The sequence below is a fragment of the Micromonospora sp. C31 genome, assembly GCF_018070575.1.
In the GTDB taxonomy this organism is placed as follows: domain Bacteria; phylum Actinomycetota; class Actinomycetes; order Mycobacteriales; family Micromonosporaceae; genus Micromonospora.
The window spans coordinates 114,753-132,487 of the sequence record NZ_JAGPXN010000019.1 but is presented as its reverse complement, the minus strand read 5'-3'; the positions used below and the strand labels follow the sequence as shown (position 1 = coordinate 132,487).

The following is a 17,735-nucleotide window of genomic DNA, read 5'->3' as shown; positions in this document are numbered from 1 at the left end:
CCAGCCCCGCCTACCAGCAGATCCTCGCCGCGTTCCACGACGGGACCACACCGATGCGCGCCAGGGACATCTGCCAGGCGCTGGGCACCGGGACCACCGCGAAGGACACCGAGAATCTCCGCGCCAAACTCAAACGCCTCGTCGCCCGCCAGATCCTCACCGAACCCGAGGCCGGACTGTTCACCCTCGCCCCGCCGACGGCGTCCGCGTAACCCCCACCACCAGGGCCTCTAACCAACCGCCAAGCCCACACCGGACATAGCCTCCCGAACCATCCTCTCAGAGCCTTGATCGAGGCTCTGAGCTGGTGGGCGACGGACGAGTCGACCTGTACGCCGGATTCTGTGACCGGCGCGCGCCCCGAAAGGCTCGCGTCGGCAGCGGCCATCCATCTAGGCCTGCCGTCGCCGGCAGGCTCGAGCGGCCTACCCGCAGACATCGGGCGGGCAGCCCTCGAGCGTCTGCGCGGGTCGTCGTCCTGCTGGTCGACGGCCCTTTCTTGGCCTTGCTCCGGGTGGGGTTTACCGAGCCACCCCGGTCACCCGGGGTGCTGGTGGGCTCTTACCCCACCGTTTCACCCTTACCGTCCCCGATGGGGTCGGCGGTCTGTTTTCTGTGGCACTGTCCCGCGGGTCGCCCCGGGTTGCCGTTAGCAACCACCCTGCCCTGTGGAGTCCGGACGTTCCTCGGCGGCGGGCCGGGGCCCGCCGACGCGACCGCCCGGTCGACTCGTCCGTCGCGCACCCATCCTAACGACGCCACGGTCGCGTCCATTGCCACCCCGGCCACCGGCGCCCCTGCTGCCGCAGGCGGGTACTAGCCTCTGGTGACCATGGATGTCTCCGACGCCGCGCTGCTGCTCACCGCCGGTCTCGCCGCGGGCACGGTCAACGCGGTGGCCGGCGGGGGGTCGCTCATCACCTTCCCGGCGATGATCGCCGTGGGCCTGCCGCCGGTGCCGGCCAACGTGAGCAATTCGGTGGCGGTCTTTCCGGGGTACGTGGCGAGCGTGGCGGGCAGCCGGCAGGACCTGCCGCCCCGGCGGGCGCTGGCCGCGCTGGTGCCCACCACCATCGTCGGCACGATCGCCGGCGCCCTGCTGCTGCTGGCCACCCCGGCCCGGGCGTTCGAGCTGGTGGTGCCCTTCCTGGTGCTCGGGGCGACGGCGGTGCTGGCGTTCCAGGATCCGCTGCGCCGGCTGGTCGGGCATCCGCGCGAGCTGTCGCCCCGTCGCCGTACGGTCAGCGTGCAGGCCATGGTCGCCCTCGGCGCGGTGTACGGCGGATACTTCGGCGCGGCGCTCGGGGTGATGCTGGTGGCGGGCCTGGCCCTGGTGCTGGACGCGACGCTGGCGCGGGTGACGGCGCTCAAGAACCTGCTCTCCGCCCTGGTCGGGCTGACCACGCTCGTGGTGTTCGCGCTGTTCGGGCCGGTGAACTGGGCGGCCGTCGCGGTGGTCGCGCCGGCGACGCTGGTCGGCGGGTACGCCGGCGCGCGGCTGGTGCGCCGGCTGCCGTCGGTGGTGCTCAAGGTGCTGATCGTGGTCTTCGGCACGACGATCGGGCTCTACCTGCTCTGGCGCGCGCTGCGCTGAGCCCGGCCCCGCCCGTCGGCCGGCACGCGGCACGCCGGAGCGGTCAGTGGTCGTGGAGCGTGAAGAAGAGCGTCCGGTGCTCGACGTCCAGGAAGGCGGTCCGCCACCGCGTGGCCGGGGTCGCCTCGTCGTACGCCCGGCTGTGCAGCCAGCGGGGCGCGGCCGGCAGGAACGGCGCGAGAGCGGGCCACGCGTCCGCCGGGCTGGTGAGGGGCGCCTGGTCCGGCTCGGCGGGCGCGTACGGCACGAAGCCGTACCGCTGCGCCAGCGTCCGCGCGTCCGCCGGAAGCAGCCGGACCACGCCCTGGTACGCCCAGTCCGTCGGGCCCGGCGCGCGGCTGCACGGGTCGCCCGACGCGCGCAACTGCCAGTGGATCTCCGGGTAGTCGCCGAGGCCCGGCAGTTGCTCGGGCGGAGCCCACCGGTCGGTGCGCACCTTCGCCTCCTCGGCGCGCACCGACTCCCGGCACTCGGGCGTGTCGCCCGGGTCGTTGCTGACGGCCCGGATCGTGGCCCCCACACATCCGACGACCACCAGCAGCAGCAACGCGGCGGAGCCGCCGAGGACGGCCATCAGCGCGCGTCTCGTCATGGTCGTCAGCGTACGAAGGGCGTCCACCCGGTGCCCGCAGCGGCCGGCGGACGGCCGCTCCGCCGTGCGTCGCCCCCGGCCCCCGGGAGGTCCGGGCGCGACGCACGGCGGGAGGGGCTCAGGCGACCGGTTCCGGGGCGGCGTCGGCGTCCCGGCGTGGGCCGGGCACGACGCGCGGGTCGCCCTCGTCGGCGAAGTAGTCGTCCGACCTGGTGCCGTCGCCGCCGTCGCGTACCTTCGCCGCCCGCAGCACCACCGTGAGCAGTGCCGCGACCGCCAGGTTGACCAGCACCGCCACGATCCCGACGTAGATCGTCTTCGGGGTGTCGAAGCCGAAGTCGGCCAGTGGGAAGGCCGAGCCGCCGAAGTGCCTGCGGCCGGTCGCGGCGTTCGGGATCTGGTAGAGCATCCACATGCCCAGCCCCATGCCCGCGATCCAGCCGCCGATCAGCGCGCCGCGGTGGAACCAGCGGGTGTAGAGGCCCAGCGCCACCGCCGGCAGCGTCTGGAGGATGATCACGCCGCCGATGAGCTGGAGGTCGATGGAGAACTGCGGGTCGAGGAAGACGATGCAGGCCACCGCGCCGACCTTCACCACCAGCGAGGTGATCTTGGATACGTTCGCCTCCTGCGCGGGGCTGGCGTCCCGCTTCAGGTACTCCTTGTAGATGTTGCGGGTGAACAGGTTCGCCGCCGCGATCGACATGATCGCCGCCGGCACCAGCGCGCCGATGCCGATGGCCGCGTACGCGACGCCGGCGAACCAGTCGGGGAACTGCTGGTCGAACAGGACCGGCACCACCGTGTTGCTGTCCACGGTGCCCTCCTTCGACCCGGGCAGCGGCTTGACCCCGGCCGCGATGGCCATGAAGCCGAGCAGCGCGATCAGGCCCAGCAGCAGGCTGTACGCGGGCAGCGCCGACATGTTCCGCTTGATCACGTCGCGGTTCCGGCTGGCCAGCACGCCGGTGATGCTGTGCGGGTAGAGGAACAGCGCCAACGCCGAGCCGAACGCCAGCGTGACGTACTGGAGCTGGTTGTCAGCGTTCAGCGTGATGCCGTCGTTGGGGTTGGGTGAGGCGTCGAACTTCGCTTCCGCCGCGTCGAAGATCTCGCCCCAGCCACCGAGCTTGTACGGCAGGTAGAGCACCGCCACCAAAATCACGATGTAGATCAGCGTGTCCTTGACGAACGCGATCAGCGCCGGCGCGCGCAGCCCCGACTGGTAGGTGTACGCGGCCAGGATCGCGAAGGCCACGATGATCGGCAGGTGCCGGGCCAGGGTGCTCTCGCCGGTCACCCCCATGGTCTTGAGCACCGCCTCGATGCCGACCAGTTGCAGCGCGATGTACGGCATCGTCGCCGCGATGCCGGTGATCGCCACGAGCAGCGCCAGCACCGGCGAGTCGAACCGCTTGCGGACGAAGTCCGCGGGGGTGACGAAGCCGTGCCGGTGCGAGACGGACCAGAGCCGGCACAGCACCAGGAACACCAGCGGGTAGATGACGATGGTGTACGGGACGGCGAAGAAGCCGGCCGCGCCGGCACCGAACATCAGCGCCGGCACCGCCACGAAGGTGTACGCGGTGTAGAGGTCACCGCCGACCAGGAACCAGGTGATCCAGCCGCCGAAGTTGCGCCCGCCCAACCCCCACTCGTCGAGGTGGGCCATGTCCTTCGGGGCCCGCCACCGGGCCGCCACGAACCCCATCCCGCTGACCAGCAGGAAGAGCACCGAGAAGACGATGATCTCGGTGAGGTGGTCGCGCCACATCAGCGATCACCCGCAGCCGTGTCGCCCGGGCCGTCCGACGGGGTGCCGGCCCGCTTCTTCGTCATCTGGTACACCAGCGTGGTGGTGGCCACGCCGAGCAGGATGTAGGCGAGCTGGAGCCAGTAGAAGCGCGGAAAGCCGAGGAACCGCGGCGAGTCGGCGTTGAAGAAGACGGGGATCAGAGGCACCACGATGGGGATGAAGAGCAACCAGTTCCAGGGGCTGTGGTCCTTCGCCCGGGACCGCGCCGCTGCGGGCGCCTCCGGCTCGGGTGCGGCCATTTGCGACAGACCTCCGCGTGTCGTAGATCGGCACTGATGACGGCCGGAGGCTACGACCCTGTGACCGGAGTCACGTCCGCGGGGAGGAGTTTGCTGCGCCGAACGGCGTACGGCGTGCGCCGAACGGCGACACCGGGCGGCCGGACGGCCGACCGCGACCGGCTCAGATGGCGGCGAGGTGGGCGGTGTCGTTGACCGTACGGACGGCGACGCCGCCGTCGGGCCACGTGTCGAGCACCGAGATGCCGGCCGCGTCCAGGAAGAGCCGGTGCAGGAGGCCGTCGCCGGCCGCGAGGGCGTCGCGCAGCACCAGCTTGATCGGCGAGACGTGCGAGACCACCACCACGGTCTCCCCGGGGTACGCCCGGCACAGCCCGTCGACCGCGCGGCGGCAGCGCTCGGCGACGTCGGCGAACGACTCGCCGCCCGGCGGAGCCACCCGGGTCGAGGCGAGCCACGCGTCCATCTCGCCCGGCCACTCCTGTCGGACCTCGGCGAAGGTGCGCCCCTCCCAGGCCCCGAAGTCGCACTCGACGAGGTCGTCCTCGCGGCGCACCGGCACGCCGCCGAGCGCCCCGGCGATCGCCTCCGCGGTCGCCGTACACCTCGACAGCGGCGAGCTGACCACGGCCGCGACGGTCGGGGCCAGCGCGGCCACCCGGGCGGCCGTGGCCCGGACCTGGGCCCGGCCGCGCTCCGACAGCGGCACGTCGCCGCGGCCGGAGTAGCGGCGCTGCTCGGTGTACGGGGTCTCGCCGTGCCGGACCAGGACGAGCCGGGTGGCGGTGAAGCTCGGCCGCGGCTCCCAGGAGGCGGGCGCGGTGGCCGGGTCGGTGCCGGTGGTCGTCGCCGACGCGGCGCGGGCGGCCACCTCGCGGGCCTTCGCGCGGGCCGGCGAGTCGGGGCCGGCGACCGCACGCGGCGGCTCCACGACGCGCGGCGACGCGACGGCGGCGGCCCGGGCCGGCGCCTTGCCGGCGGCGGCGTCCATGGCGGCGTTGGCGAGGGCGTCGGCGTGCCGGTTACGGTCCCGGGGGATCCACTGGTAGCGGACGGCGGCGAAGCGGCCCGCCAGCCCGGCGGCCTGCGCGGCGAGCGGGCGCAGCCCGGGGTGCTTGATCTGCCAGCGGCCGCACATCTGCTCGACCACCAGCTTCGAGTCCATCCTGGCCTCGACCTCGGCGGCACCCAGCTCGGCGGCGGCCTCCAGCCCGGCGATCAGCCCCCGGTACTCGGCGACGTTGTTGGTGGCGAGGCCGATCGACTCGCTCCGCTCGGCCAGCACCTCACCGGTGTCCCGGTCGCGGACCACCGCGCCGTAGCCGGCCGGGCCGGGATTGCCCCGGGACCCGCCGTCGGCCTCCAGGACGACCACGCGCGGCGCCACGGCCTAGAGGCCGGATTCGTTGGTGCGCACCATGATCCGCCGGCAGTCCTCGCAGCGGACGACCTCGTCCGGGTCGGCCTTGCGGATCCGGGCCACGTCGGCGCCGGAGAGCTCCAGGCGGCAGCCGCCGCACCGCCCGGCGGTCAGCAGCGCCGCACCGAGCCCGGTGTCCTCGCGGATCTTGTCGTACAGCCGCACCAGGTCGGCCGGGAGGTCGGCCGCCAGCGGCTGACGCGCGCCGCGCTTGAACTCCTCCTCCTTGCCGATCTCGGCCAGGCTCTCGTCGCGGCGGCGCTCGGCGTCGTCGCGCTTCTCCCGCACCTCCGCGAGCCGCTTCTCGACGCCGTCCAGCACGCCCTGGGCCGTCTCCCGCTGCTCCATCAGCTCCAGCTCGGCGTCCTCCAGGTCGCCCTGGCGGCGGTTGAGCGAGACCAGCTCGTGCTGGAGGGCCTCCAGCTCCCGGGCCGGGCCGGTGCCGGCGGTCAGCCGGGCCTCGTTCTTGGCCTTACGGGCCCGCACCTGGTCGACGTCCTTCTCCATGCGGGCGATGTCCCGGTCCAGGTCGTCGACCGCCACCTGGGCGCGGACCCGCTCGTCCTCCAGCGCGGACAGCTCCCGGGCCAGCGCGTCCAGCTCGGCCCGCTCCGGCAGCGAACGGCGGCGGTGGGCGAGCTGGGCGAGGGCGGTGTCGATGGCCTGGAGGTCGAGCAGGCGGCGCTGGACCTGGGGGTCAGCCTTCACGGTCGGGGCTCCTTGTCGTCCACCGCGGGTGGGGCGGCGTGTACGGTCCACGGGTCGGTGGCCAGGTCGGACACCAGCGTCTCGACACCGGTCGCCTCCCGCAGGAGGGCGGCCAGGTCGTCCAGCCACGGTCGTTCCGTCGCCCAGTGGGCGGCGTCGAGCAGGGCCGGGCCGTCGGCGGCCAGGTGCTCGCCGGCCGGGTGGTGGCGCAGGTCGGCGGTGAGGAACGCGTCCACCCCGGCCGCGGTCGCGTCGGCGAGGAAACCGTCCCCCGCGCCGCCGCTGACCGCGAGGGTACGAACCATACGCCCGGGATCCCCGGCGGCGCGAACTCCCCAGGCGGTGGCGGGCAGTACGGCGGCGGCGTGCCCGGTCAGCTCCGCGAGCGTCATCGGCTCCGGCAGCTCGCCGATGCGGCCGATCCCCCGGCCCTCGCCGTGCGCCGGCGCTCCGGGGGCGGGCCGGTGCAGCGGGCGCAGCCCGGTCAGCCCGAACCGGGCGGCGAGGGCGTCGGAGACCCCCGGGGCGGCCACGTCGGCGTTGGTGTGCGCGACGTACAGCGCCACGTCGGACTTGATGAGCTGGTGGACGATCCGCCCCTTGAAGGTCGTGGGGGCCACCGAGGAGACGCCGCGCAGCAGCAGCGGATGGTGGGCGACGATCATGTCGACGCCGGCGTCGAGCGCCTCGGCGACCGTCTCCGGCACCACGTCGACCACGCAGAGGACCCGGTGCACCGGGGCGCACGGCTCGCCGAGCACCAGCCCGACCCGGTCCCAGTCCTCGGCCCAGGCCGGCGGATAGCGCCGCTCCAGCTCGGCGACCACGTCGGCGACGGTCGGCGGGACTGCGTGGATGCTCACGGCGGGCCAGCTTACCGGCGCGGGCCGTGGCCGGGGGTGTCGCCCGCCGACCCGACGGCGTGTCCCCGCCGTTCCTCGGGCGCGCCGCGCCGCAAGGACGAAGTGCAAGGAGGAAGTGCAAGGAAGGGTCCCTTGCTAACGCTATGCGTTAGCAAGGGACCCTTCCTTGCACTTCAGGCGACGGGGCAGAGCCTGTCCCGCAGGGCGGCCAGGCCCAGTGCCCACGGGAAGGCGTGCACGTGCCGCTCGCCGGTGCCGGGCGGGTGCAACGGGATGACGTGATCACCGAACAGCACCGTCACCCCCCACTCCGCGAGCCGGGCGATGCCGGCCTGGAACGCCGGGTGGGCCGCCATCGCCGCGTTCGTGTACGGCACCGCCACCACCGGCACGCCCAGGCCCTGCGCCTCCACCAGCAGCCCCAGGGCCAGCGTGTCGGTGATCCCGGCCGCCCACTTGTTGACGGTGTTGACCGTCGCCGGGCAGACGATCATCGCGTCCGCCTGCGGCAGCACGTCGAGGTCGCCCGGATTCTTGTAGTGGGTGCGGACCGGATGGCCGGTCTGCCGGGCCAGCGCGGCCCGGTCGACGAACTTGGCACCGTCCGGCGTGGTGACCACGCAGACGTCCCAGCCGTCCTGGTGGGCCAGCTCGACGAGCCGGCCGACGTGGCGGGCCAGCGGCGAACCGCAGGCGATGACGTAGAGCACCTCGCGGCGCTCGCTGCTCGGGTGCGGGCCGGTCATCAGGCCGGCTCCGCGCTCATACCCCTACTCCCATGTGCTCAGCCAACTCCGCAATCGGAGAAGGCGGCGCACCACGTGTGCGACGCAGGATGTCCGACATCACCTCGTGGGCGATCGGCCGGCACCGGATCTCCGACGGGGCGAGCCGGTCGCCGCGCAGCAGCATCTCGCCGGCGTTGGCCACGTCGCCGACGTGCGCGAAGCCCCGCGCGATGTCGAGCAGGTGGTGGGCCCGGCGCTCGGGCAGCAGCGCGTTGAACGCCGGCTCCTGGATCCGCTGCCGGTGCACCTCCACCGCCCGGCCGCCGTCGCCCAGCTCGACCGCCGCCGCCGCCCGGTGCAGCTCCACGTTGGTCGGGCCGAACGAGGTCCAGTAGTGGTTCTGGTCACCGCCCAGCAGGGCGGCCGCCTCGTACGCGCCGTTGATCAGGTCGTCGACCGTGGCGGAGTCGCCGATCCGGGCGGCGGCCATCGCGCCCTGGAGCAGCAGCATCCCGTACACCGACAGCAGGGCCGGGGACGCCTCGTCGCCGCTGCCGGGGGCGAGCCGGTTGGCGATGGTGACGTTCAGTTCGAGGGCGGGTCGCGGCCGGCCCATGGCCACCAGCGCGTTGCAGACGCGGGTGGTGGCGATGCCGGCCAGCAGCGGGTCGTCGGCGCGCTGGGCGACCGCCATGGAGCGGTCGGCGGCCAGCCAGGCCAGGTCGCACTCGCCCAGCTTGCGCAGCACCGACGAGGCGATCTGGTAGACCTGCCCGAGCAGGTGGGCCGCCTCGCGGGCCTGGTCGCCGCCGTAGCCGGCGTCGGCGGCCTGGGCGTCACGCAGCAGCTTCGGCAGCGCCCGGGTCAGCATCCCGTAGCGGCCGTACTGGTAGGTGAGCCAGGCGTGGTTGACGGCCTTGCGCATGTCGGCCAGGGGCGGCGGGTACGGGGCCGCGTCGAAGTAGGCGCTCATCGAGTCGTACCGCTCCAGGGCCGCCCGGATCTCCTGCACCTCCACCTGGTCGATGCAGTTCAGCGCGTCCGTACGCCGCTCCGGGTCCTTGCCGAGCAGCAACTGCACGTCGACCTGGAGGATGGCGGCGATCTCGTAGAGGACGGAGAACTTGTCCAGCCGGCGCACCCCGCGCTCGACCTTGTCCACCCAGCTCTTCGACTTGCCCAGCCGGTCCGCGAAGACCTGCTGCGACATCTTGCGCCGCCCCCGCCAGTAGGCCACCCGCCGCCCGATGGGTAATTCCTCCATCTACCCGTGCCTCCCCATGTGCCTGTTCGAGCGGGCGTGCCGGCCGGTCTCCCGGTGCGGCGGTCCGTACGCCCCAAGGTTTTCGCTGGTCGCACAGCGTGTGCGTCAGCCGTACAGTCGGTCCTCGTAGTTTTCGTGCAAGTTGCATCAGCCGTTCGCCAGCTCAACGATCGCGGGTTACGGCAGTGACGGCGCTCGACATGCGACCTGGCACCGGCCGGCGTCCGGCGAGGGGAGATGGCACATGTGGGGAAACGTCGCGCCGCGCGTCGTTCAACTGTCCCCGTTGGAGCGGGTGCGGCTGCGCCGGGTGGCCGTGCGGTACGCCCTGCACGGCTGGGACGTCACCCCCGGCGCCTGCCTCGCCCGCAGCCGCTTCGTCTGCGGGCGGGCCGGCTGCCCGACGGTCGGCTGCCATCCGGCGCTGGAGAACTGGGAGCAGGCGGCCAGCGCCGACCCGGCCCGCGTCGCGACCTGGTGGCGCACCCGGCCGCACGGCGTGCTGCTGCCCACCGGGCGGGCGTTCGACGTGCTGGAGGTGCCCACGCACCTCGGCCGGCACGTCCTGGACGCGGTCCGGACGCACCCGGCCGGCGTCGGCGTACGCGGGCCGGTGCTGGTGACCCCGACCGGCCGCTGGATGTTCCTGGTCCGCCCCGGCGATCCGCTGCGCCCCGAACTGGACCACTGCTTCCACGCGGTCCGGCACGGCCCGGGCTCGTGGATCCCCGCCCCGCCGACCCGGTTGCCGGAGGGCACCGTCCGGTGGGCGGTGGCGCCCGAACAGGCCCGGTGGCAACTGCCCGACTCCTATCTGGTGCAGAACGCGCTGATCGAGGCCCTGCGGGCGACCGGCGTCACGGTCACCTCCGACCTGCTCCCCGGGCACCTGCCGCTGCCGCGCCGGGGCATCTGACGGCGGCCCGACAGCGACGCCGGAGGGCCGGCGCTCGTTGAGCACGGCGACGGCGCACCCGCGCCGGGGAGCGGGGGTTACATGTCCACCGACGACACCGCGCGCCAGCCGGACGGTGCGGAGCCGCCACCCCGGCACCACCGGCCACGCCGCCGCTGGCCGGTCACCCGTCCCGTCGGCTCCCGGCCGGGCCGCCCCCGGCCCCTCGGTTCCCGCCCCGGCAACACCCGTCCCCTCCGCTGACCCTCAGCCGGCCAGGGGCAGGGCGGTGGAGTGCAGCAGGCGCGCGTCGTCGGTGACGACCGCGTGCCGGTGCCCGGGCAGACCGTCCAGCCAGCCGATGCCGGCCGGACCCATCGCGACGGCCGCGGTGGCGTACGCGTCGGCCAGCCCGAGGTCCGGCCCGACCACGGTGACCGAGCGCAGCCCCCCGGCCGGCGTGCCCCGGCGGGGGTCGAGCACGTGGTGGCCGCGCTCGTAGACGCCGGACGTGGCCACCGCCAGGTCGGTGCCGGTGAGCACGAGGCAGGTGGACATCGCGTCCCACGGGTGCCGCACGCCGATCCGCCACGGTTGCCCGGTCGAGGAACGGCCGCGTACCCGCACGTCGCCGCCGGCGTTCAGGCAGTGGTTCGCCGCCCCGGCCGCGAGCAGCCGGTCCGAGGCGACCTGCACCGCCCAGCCCTTGACGTAGCCGGACGGGTCGAGCCGCCCGCCGGCGTACGCGTCGAAGAACCCGTCGGTGACCTTCCACAGCTCGGCGCAGCGCGCCAGCACGTGCCGCAGGTCGGCGCCGGCCGCGGCGAGCGCCAACTCGCCCCGGTCGACGCGGCACACCTCGCTGTCGGCCCGGTACGTGCTGAACCGGGCGTCGACCTCGCGCAGCCAGGCGAACACGTCCCCGGCCAGCTCGTCCAGTTCGGCGGCGGGCAGGTCGTCGGCGAGGTCGAGGCTGATCGCGGTGCCCATGACCTGCTCGACCCGGCGCAGCCCCGGCCTGGTCGTCGCCGGTGGGCACCCGCCCGGATCCGGCCCCGGCGCCACCGCCGCCGACGGGCCCCCGCCCGGTGTCGCCGCCACCGGCACGTCAGTTCGCCCGGTCGATCGCGGCCTGCAACGACCTCTTGTACGAGGTGCTGGTGGCGGTCGCCCCGGAGACGGTGTCCACGTCGGCGCTCTGCCGCTGCACCACCAGCCCCGAGCTGCCGCTGTAGCGGCCGTCGACCTGCTCGCTGCGCTGGTCGGACTGGGCGGTCTCCTCGGGCAGTTCCAGCGCCACCACGTCGACGATCCGCATCCCGCGGAGGGTGATCTGCACCTGGACGTTGCCGTACTCGTTCTCCACCACCGGCCCCGTGACGGTGCGGGTGGTCGACGCGGGCGGCGGCTTTCTGGTGGTGCGCGGCGCGGACGGCGCCCGGGTGGTGGCGCTGGGCCCGCTCGACGGCGCCCGGGTGACGGTGCGGCCGGGCCGGGGTGAGGCGCTGGTGCGGGTCGGCGACGGCGCGGCGGAGACCTCGCCGCCCGTCGGGGTCGGACCGGCCGGCGCGGGGACCACCGGCGCAGGCGCCACCGGCAGCTCCTGGGCGACCGGGCTGGTGCCCGGCGAGCCCTTCAGCACCACCAGGGCGGTGGTGCCGGCCGCCAGGCCGGTGATCGCGAGCAGGGCGCGACGCATGGAAGCCTTCCTACAGCTCGAACGTGGCGAGGTGGATCTGCCGGCGGGGCACACCGGCCTCGCGGAGCACCCGCAGCGACTGCTCGACCAGGCCGGGCGGGCCGCAGAGGTAGACGTCGCGGCGGGCGACGTCGGGCACCAGCCGGCGCAGCCCGTCCGGGCTCATCACCTGGCGGGGGCCGGGATCGTGGCGGGAGCCGACGACGTACCAGATCGCGGTGTCGCGGGCCTCGGCGAGCCAGTCCAGCTCCCGGTGCAGCAGCACGTCGGCCGGGGTGCGGGCGCGGTAGATCAGCGCGGCGCCGGGCGGCAACTCCTCCAGCATCGCCCGGATCGGGGTGATCCCGCTGCCGCCGGCGATCAGCAGGGCCCGCTCCCGGGTCCGGTGGGCGGCGGTGAAGGTGCCCGACGGCCCCTCCGCCCAGACCCGGGTGCCCGGTTCGAGGTCACGCAGGTCGGCGGTGTGCGCGCCGACCACCTTGACGGTGAGCCGCAGCCAGCGGCCGTTGGCGGCGGCGGACACCGAGAACGGATGGGACTGCCACCAGCAGCCCCGGGCGAGGAAACGCCAACGGAAGAACTGCCCGCCGAGCAGCTCCAGCCGCTCCAGCCGCTCCCCCGTCAGGTAGATCGAGATGGTGTCCGGGCTCTCCGCGACGACGTCGGCGACCCGCAGCCGGTGTCGCAGGTTGAACGCCAGCGGCGCGACCACCCGGCCCCAGAGCAGGGCGGCGAGCACCAGCGCGTACATCGCGATCCAGCCGGTGCGCACCGGGCCGGGGCGGAACAACTGCGCGCCGTTGCTGAACTGGTGGGCGAAGCCGAGCAGCAGCACCGCGTAGCTCGACAGGTGCAGGGCGTGCCACAGCTCGTAGGGCAGCGCGGTGCGGATCGCCCGGACGCTGGTGAGGCCGACCAGCACCAGGATCCCGGCGGCGGCGAACGCGGAGACCATGTCCTCGTGGTCGCGCAGCAGCACGCCGGCCTCGGTGAGCACCGGGTTGTCCTCCAGGTCGGCGTAACCGACCAGGATCAGCGACGCGTGCGCGAGCACGGCGACCAGCAGGGTGGCCCCGACGTCGCGGTGCCAGCGGGCGATCCGCTCGCCGCCGGCCCACCGTTCCAGCACCGGCAGGCGGCTCATCATCAGCACCTGCACGAGCAGCAGGTAGCCGGCGATCAGCCCGGTGATGCGACCGGCGGCGGTCAGGGTGGCGGCCGTCGTGCGCAGCGACCCGGGCGGGGTGTCCAGCCACCACGGCAGCACGCTGGCGAGCAGGCCGACGGCGAGCAGCGCGGCCAGCAGCCGCCGGCCGCCGGGTCCGCGGCGCGGCGGCACCAGCGGGCGTACGTCCCGGCGCGGCGGCCGGCGGCGTGGGTGCGCGGGTACGTCACGCGTACAGCTTCATCGGGCGGTACTTCTGCCGGGGGAAGATCTTGTCCACCTCCGCGTTGGTGAGCCCGAAGCGGCCCTGCGCGACGGCCCCGTAGACGTTGAACATGTTGTTGTACTCGGGTACGTCGCCGGAGTCCAGGTCGTCGAGCCCGTTCCAGGCGCCCAGCAGCGAGCCGGTGAGCTTACGGCCGGAGAGCAGGGTGACCACGCCGCCGTGGCCGTGGTCGGTGCCGCCGCCGTTGGAGGCGACCCGCCGGCCGAACTCGCTGGAGACCATGATGGTCACGTCGGCCGACTTGTCCCCCAGGTCGGTGAAGAACGCCGCCATGGCGCTGGCCAGCTCGTTGAGCCGCCGGTGCAGCTGACCGCCTTCGCGGGTGCCCTGGTTCTCGTGGGTGTCGTAGCCGCCCATCCCCACGGTGGCGACCCGCACGTTCGCCCCGCCCTTGATGAGCTGGGCGAGCTGCTGGAAGGCGTTGCCGACGCCCCGGTACTCGACGCCCTCGGCCGGCTGGTACGGCTTCGCGGCGAGGCGCTGCGCGGTGGCCAGCGCGCCCAGCCCGTCCTGCACCGACTCCTGCACGGGGTGGTTGATCCCGGTGAAGAGCCCCTTGATCGCCTTCTCGGTCGCGGCCCGGTACCGGTCGTCGCCGTTGAGCCGCAGCGAGCCGACGTTGTTGAGGGAGAGCGCGCCGTTGTTGCCGACCAGCGACCGGGGCAGCGTGCTGCCGATGCCGACGCTGCGGAACGCGGTGCCCGTGCCGAGCGCGTCGACCAGGCTGTCCAGCCAGCCCCGACCACCGGTCTCGTTGGGCAGGCCGCCGAGGTTGCAGGCGTCCGCCGCCTGGAAGTGGCTGCGGGACAGCCGCTCGTCGGAGACCGCCGGGACGAAGCCGAGGTTGCCGCTCCTGAGCCACTTCTCCAGCGGCTTGAACGCGCTGGTCAGCTTGAAGCCGCGTCCCACCGCCAGGGAGTCGTCGCCGAGCAGCAGGTCGGGGCGGGCCTTGGCGAGCACCGGGTCGTTCGCCGGGGCGACCAGGCTCAGCCCGTCCAGCCCGCCGTAGAGGAAGACGTGGATCAGGGTGCCGGTCTTGGTGGCCGCGAACGAGGCCGAGGTGGTGACGAACTGGGCCGTCGCGAGGGCCGTCGCGGTGGCGGCGGCACCGGCCACGAACGTCCGCCGGGTGACGCCGCGACCGTCCTGCTGGGCCTCCTCCAGATCCTCCAGCCGCCGGTAGCGGTCGGCCTCGGCGGCGTTCTCGGCGGCGACGATGTCGGCCTCGGCCCGCAGCAGCGCCTCCGCCGGGTCGTCGGCCAGACGCCGAAGGTCGGGGCATTCGGGGTGCAGGGGGAACGTGTGCACAGTCTTCTCCATCGGGTGCCTCACCGGAGGTGGTGCTGGGGGGAAGCGAGGATCGCCCGCGCTACGGCGGTGACGGCCCCGTCGAACGTGGCGTCGACCTTGTCGCCGGCCGACACGCCGGCCACGCCGAGGATCAGGGACCGCTCCCTGGCGCTCAGCTTCTGACCCACCAGCCGCAGGGCCAGCGCGTCCACGTACGCCCCGGCGGTGGCCGGCGGCCTGGCCACCAGCTTCTCGGCCGGGGTGTAGGTGAAGACGGTGCGCCGGCCGGCGAGCAGCTCGCCCGCCTCGTTCCAGCCCTTGACCATGGTGCCGGCGGAGGTCCAGGCGACGTAGACGTCCGGGTAGCCGTCGGGCGTGGGCTGGCCCATCGGGTACTGGCCCAGCTCGCGCATCTTGTCGTGGACCTGCCGCAGCCCCCGGGCGTACGGGGTGCGCTTGTTGTCGCCGTTGTCGTGCTTCGGCGACGCCTGCGGGGACACGCCCAGGGTCCGGTACGTGGCGACCAGGTACTCCATCGGCCGGCGTACCTTCTGGCCCACCGCCGCCCAGAACTCCGAGGAGCTGAACAGCGTCATCAGCACCGGCTTGATCATGCCCTTGTTGGTGCTGTACGTCTTCGCCAGCCGCTCCACGAGGGACTTCGGCGGGGTGTCCGAGACGAACCGGGTGGCCAGGCTCTGCGCCACGTACTTCGCGGTCGACGGGTGCAGCGCGATGTAGGTCAGGTACGCGTCGATGGCCGCCTCGGCCTTCTTCGGGTCCTTCGAGTTGTTCGGGTGGGTGAAGCCGAGGACCTTGACCTTGCCGACGTAGTGCCGCTCGGGGCGGAACACGTACTTCCCGTCGTTGACGCCCCGGCCCGTCTGGAGCATGGCCGCCTGCCGGACGTCCTTCTCCGTGTAGCCGCCGTCGACGCCGACCGAGTAGAGCTCCAGGTTCTCCCGGGCGAGGTTCTCGTTGACCGCGTCGGCGCGGGAGTCGTTCTGGTTGAGGTAGACCAGCAGCGCCGGGTGCCGGTTCGCGGCGAGCAGCATCTCGGGGTAGCTGCCGAGGGCGTGCGCCCGGACGACGTCCCGGTCGAACGACGCCCGGTACACCTCGCCCCCGTCGAAGTCCGCGGCGACGTGCAGGAAGTCGTTCCAGAAGTCGACCATCACCTCGAACAGCTGCCGGTTCGACCAGATCTGCCGGGCGACGGTGGCGTCCACCATCTCCCTGTGCGGCTGCGCGCCGCGCTCGTTCAGCTGGTCGCGCTGCTCGCGCAGCTGCGCGGTGCTCAGCTTCAGCGTCGGCAGCTCGGCGAGCTTCAGCTCGGCCTTCGTCGGGGCGATCTTGTCGGGGTCGAGCTGCCAGCGCAGCCAACCGTCGATGCCCCGCTCCTTGATCTCGGCGACGACCTGCGGCGTGGCGCCGAAGGTGGCCCGCCGGGCCAGGTGCAGGATCGGGTCCTTGGCGAGCACCGTCTTGACGGTCACCTTGGTCTCCGCGGCGGCGGCGGCCGGCCCGGAGAACGTCCGACCGCCGGCCGGGGCGTTCTTCTTCAACGCCTCGCCGGCCCGGGAGCCCATGTAGCTCTCGTTCTGCTCGGTGTAGGTGCGCACCGTGCTCGGCTGCTGGCCGCTCGGGCGGGCGGGGGTGCCGTCGGTGACCGTGGTGCCGGTGGCGTCGGCGGCCACCGCCTCGTCGCCGAAGAGGCTGCGGATCTGCGGGGTCATCGCGAGGGCGGCACCGCCGGCCACCACGGCCGCGGTGCCGCCGAGGGCCGCGAGGGCCTTGCGGCGGCCGACCTTGCGGTCGGGCTCGTCACCGTCGTCCAGGTTGGGCAGTCCCGGCCCGGCCGGCGGAGCGCCGCCCTGCCGTGCGAAGCCGTCCGGCCCGACCCACTGCGGCCCGCGTGCGGCGGGGTGTCCGGCGTGGGCGTACTGCGCCCGCGGGTCGGCGGGATGTCCACCCTGGTGCGTCTCGCGCGCGTCGTGGCCGTACGGGGTGGGGCCGTAGGCGTCGCGGTGACCGTCGGCGGCGGGGTACTGACGCCCGTCCCATCCGCGGTCGTCCCGCGGTCGACGTGGTGGCACATTCTGGTCGGCCATGTACCAATCCGTTTCTGCTGCGCCGCGACGACTGACACCGGGCACGGGGTGCAGGTGCGGCGGCTGGTGCCTGAGGGGGTTGTCACCGGAAGGTAGTGAAGCGTTCAGGTGCCTTCAAGCAGCACCGGAAGCCCCGGGGAGGGCACTTAAGGCGCCGCTCAGCGCGGGTCGGCGGGACCGGATCTCCGAACGGGCCGGCACGGACCTCGCGAGCAGGGCGTACGCGGCACGGCCGGGTACGGACGCGACGATTGCGGCCCGACCGGCGCGGGACGGCACTTCTATCGGCACAGGCAAATTTAAGGTTCGGCTAAGCCTGCGCTGAGGCGGACCGCCCGCCGGGGCCCCGCCGGGCGCGGCCGGACGCGGCGCCGACCGGACCGGCAAAGTAGCAGCGGGACGGGAGCGTGAGCCGCCGCCGCAGCGGGTATGCCGCCGAACCGCTGAACACGTGAGGGGAAGGCACATGCTCAGCAAAGAGGATCAGCGCAGGTTCGAGCAGATCACCCGTCAGCTCCGGGAGAGCGATCCGGCGTTCTTCGCCCGGCTCGACACCCGGGCGCGGGCTCGTCGCGGCCGCTGGCTGATGCTGTTGACGATCGTGCTGTGGGCTTCACTGCCGGCGATGACCGTGCTGGCCGGGCGGCTGGCCGGGGCCGTCTGCGCGGTGGTCCTGGTGGCCAACGCGGCGATCATGTGGCGGTTCCGCCGCCGCTGGCTGTGACCCGGGGCTCCGTGCCGTTCCGTCGGCGCTCTCACCGGCCGAGGAGCCGGTACGCCCGTCGCAGCCGCTCGACCAGGCCGGGCCCGCCGATGGCGGGGGCCGGCGCGCCGAGCTGCCGCAGCAGCAGGTCCGGCCCGGTCGACAGGCTGGGCGGCCGGTCGGGTAGCGGGACCGGCGGCAGCCAGAACCGGTCGACCGCCTCGGCCAGCGGCGCCGGCGGCAGGCCGGCGAGCGCCCGGGCCGCCCCGACCGGCGGGACGTCCACGACGGGCCGGCCGGCCCGGTCCGCCTCACCGTGCCCGGCACCGGATCGGGCCGGTGCTTCGGTGCGCCGGTCGGCG

16 protein-coding genes, 1 other RNA gene and 2 pseudogenes are annotated in these 17,735 nt (G+C 73.8%); 4 read left to right on the top strand and 15 right to left on the bottom strand.

Going from position 1 to position 17,735, the window contains the following annotated elements:
• Nucleotides 1-212 (top strand): annotated as a pseudogene (locus tag KBX06_RS22640) (hypothetical protein); the annotation flags it as partial.
• A 103-nt stretch (nt 213-315) separates the two neighbouring features.
• Here the strand turns inward: KBX06_RS22640 and rnpB are convergent.
• Nucleotides 316-732: RNase P RNA component class A (rnpB, locus tag KBX06_RS22635), an RNA gene on the bottom strand.
• A 100-nt stretch (nt 733-832) separates the two neighbouring features.
• Between rnpB and KBX06_RS22630 the strand changes: the two genes are divergently transcribed.
• Nucleotides 833-1,594 carry a sulfite exporter TauE/SafE family protein gene (locus KBX06_RS22630; RefSeq protein ID WP_210838369.1) on the top strand — a complete coding sequence of 254 codons (762 nt, stop codon included), beginning with the start codon at nt 833-835 and terminating at the stop codon, nt 1,592-1,594.
• Nucleotides 1,595-1,637: 43 nt separating this feature from the next.
• On the opposite strand, the gene KBX06_RS22625 is transcribed toward KBX06_RS22630, so the two are convergent.
• From KBX06_RS22625 to KBX06_RS22590, 8 genes are all read right to left on the bottom strand, one after another.
• On the bottom strand, nt 1,638-2,186 hold the full coding sequence (locus tag KBX06_RS22625) for a hypothetical protein (protein ID WP_210838367.1): 549 nt from the start codon (nt 2,184-2,186) through the stop codon (nt 1,638-1,640).
• Between the two features lie 118 nt (nt 2,187-2,304).
• Complete coding sequence (gene mctP, locus KBX06_RS22620) at nt 2,305-3,960, bottom strand: monocarboxylate uptake permease MctP (RefSeq protein WP_210838365.1); 1,656 nt, start codon at nt 3,958-3,960, stop codon at nt 2,305-2,307.
• Nucleotides 3,960-4,241, bottom strand: coding sequence for a DUF3311 domain-containing protein (locus KBX06_RS22615; protein WP_210838363.1), 282 nt, complete (start codon nt 4,239-4,241; stop codon nt 3,960-3,962). Before KBX06_RS22615 ends, mctP begins: the two co-directional genes overlap by 1 nt.
• 163 nt (nt 4,242-4,404) lie before the next feature.
• The gene (locus KBX06_RS22610) at nt 4,405-5,628 is read right to left on the bottom strand and encodes a bifunctional RNase H/acid phosphatase (RefSeq protein WP_210838361.1); all 1,224 of its coding nucleotides are present in this window, start codon (nt 5,626-5,628) and stop codon (nt 4,405-4,407) included.
• Between the two features lie 3 nt (nt 5,629-5,631).
• Complete coding sequence (locus KBX06_RS22605; RefSeq protein ID WP_210838359.1) at nt 5,632-6,369, bottom strand: zinc ribbon domain-containing protein; 738 nt, start codon at nt 6,367-6,369, stop codon at nt 5,632-5,634.
• The gene (locus tag KBX06_RS22600) at nt 6,366-7,196 is read right to left on the bottom strand and encodes a Nif3-like dinuclear metal center hexameric protein (RefSeq protein WP_210838389.1); all 831 of its coding nucleotides are present in this window, start codon (nt 7,194-7,196) and stop codon (nt 6,366-6,368) included. The genes KBX06_RS22605 and KBX06_RS22600 overlap by 4 nt, the downstream gene beginning before the upstream one ends.
• Before the next feature lie 209 nt (nt 7,197-7,405).
• Nucleotides 7,406-7,978: a flavoprotein gene (locus KBX06_RS22595; RefSeq protein WP_210838357.1), complete on the bottom strand. Its 573-nt coding sequence runs from the start codon at nt 7,976-7,978 to the stop codon at nt 7,406-7,408.
• 16 nt (nt 7,979-7,994) lie between these two features.
• Nucleotides 7,995-9,224, bottom strand: a complete 1,230-nt coding sequence (locus KBX06_RS22590; RefSeq protein WP_210838355.1) for a helix-turn-helix domain-containing protein — start codon at nt 9,222-9,224, stop codon at nt 7,995-7,997.
• 244 nt (nt 9,225-9,468) lie between these two features.
• Between KBX06_RS22590 and KBX06_RS22585 the strand changes: the two genes are divergently transcribed.
• Nucleotides 9,469-10,140, top strand: coding sequence for a bifunctional DNA primase/polymerase (locus tag KBX06_RS22585; RefSeq protein WP_210838353.1), 672 nt, complete (start codon nt 9,469-9,471; stop codon nt 10,138-10,140).
• A 246-nt stretch (nt 10,141-10,386) separates the two neighbouring features.
• On the opposite strand, the gene KBX06_RS22580 is transcribed toward KBX06_RS22585, so the two are convergent.
• The 5 genes from KBX06_RS22580 to KBX06_RS22560 form a co-directional block, all read right to left on the bottom strand.
• On the bottom strand, nt 10,387-11,109 hold the full coding sequence (locus tag KBX06_RS22580; protein WP_210838351.1) for an FAD:protein FMN transferase: 723 nt from the start codon (nt 11,107-11,109) through the stop codon (nt 10,387-10,389).
• A gap of 118 nt (nt 11,110-11,227) precedes the next feature.
• On the bottom strand, nt 11,228-11,818 hold the full coding sequence (locus KBX06_RS22575; RefSeq protein ID WP_210838349.1) for an FMN-binding protein: 591 nt from the start codon (nt 11,816-11,818) through the stop codon (nt 11,228-11,230).
• 10 nt (nt 11,819-11,828) lie between these two features.
• Entirely contained in the window at nt 11,829-13,157 is a 1,329-nt protein-coding gene (locus tag KBX06_RS22570; RefSeq protein ID WP_307854723.1) for a ferredoxin reductase family protein, read from the bottom strand.
• A gap of 52 nt (nt 13,158-13,209) precedes the next feature.
• On the bottom strand, nt 13,210-14,577 hold the full coding sequence (locus KBX06_RS22565) for a DUF1501 domain-containing protein (protein ID WP_307854722.1): 1,368 nt from the start codon (nt 14,575-14,577) through the stop codon (nt 13,210-13,212).
• A gap of 20 nt (nt 14,578-14,597) precedes the next feature.
• Entirely contained in the window at nt 14,598-16,670 is a 2,073-nt protein-coding gene (locus tag KBX06_RS22560) for a DUF1800 domain-containing protein (protein WP_210838345.1), read from the bottom strand.
• Nucleotides 16,671-17,136: 466 nt separating this feature from the next.
• Here KBX06_RS22560 and KBX06_RS22555 point away from each other — a divergent pair, with 466 nt between their 5' ends.
• A complete protein-coding gene (locus KBX06_RS22555; protein WP_210838343.1) occupies nt 17,137-17,394 on the top strand; it encodes a DUF3040 domain-containing protein in 258 nt (85 codons plus the stop codon).
• Nucleotides 17,395-17,425: 31 nt separating this feature from the next.
• On the opposite strand, the pseudogene KBX06_RS28775 reads toward KBX06_RS22555, so the two are convergent.
• Nucleotides 17,426-17,650, bottom strand: a pseudogene (locus KBX06_RS28775) (hypothetical protein); the annotation flags it as partial.
• Nucleotides 17,651-17,735 lie beyond the last annotated feature (85 nt).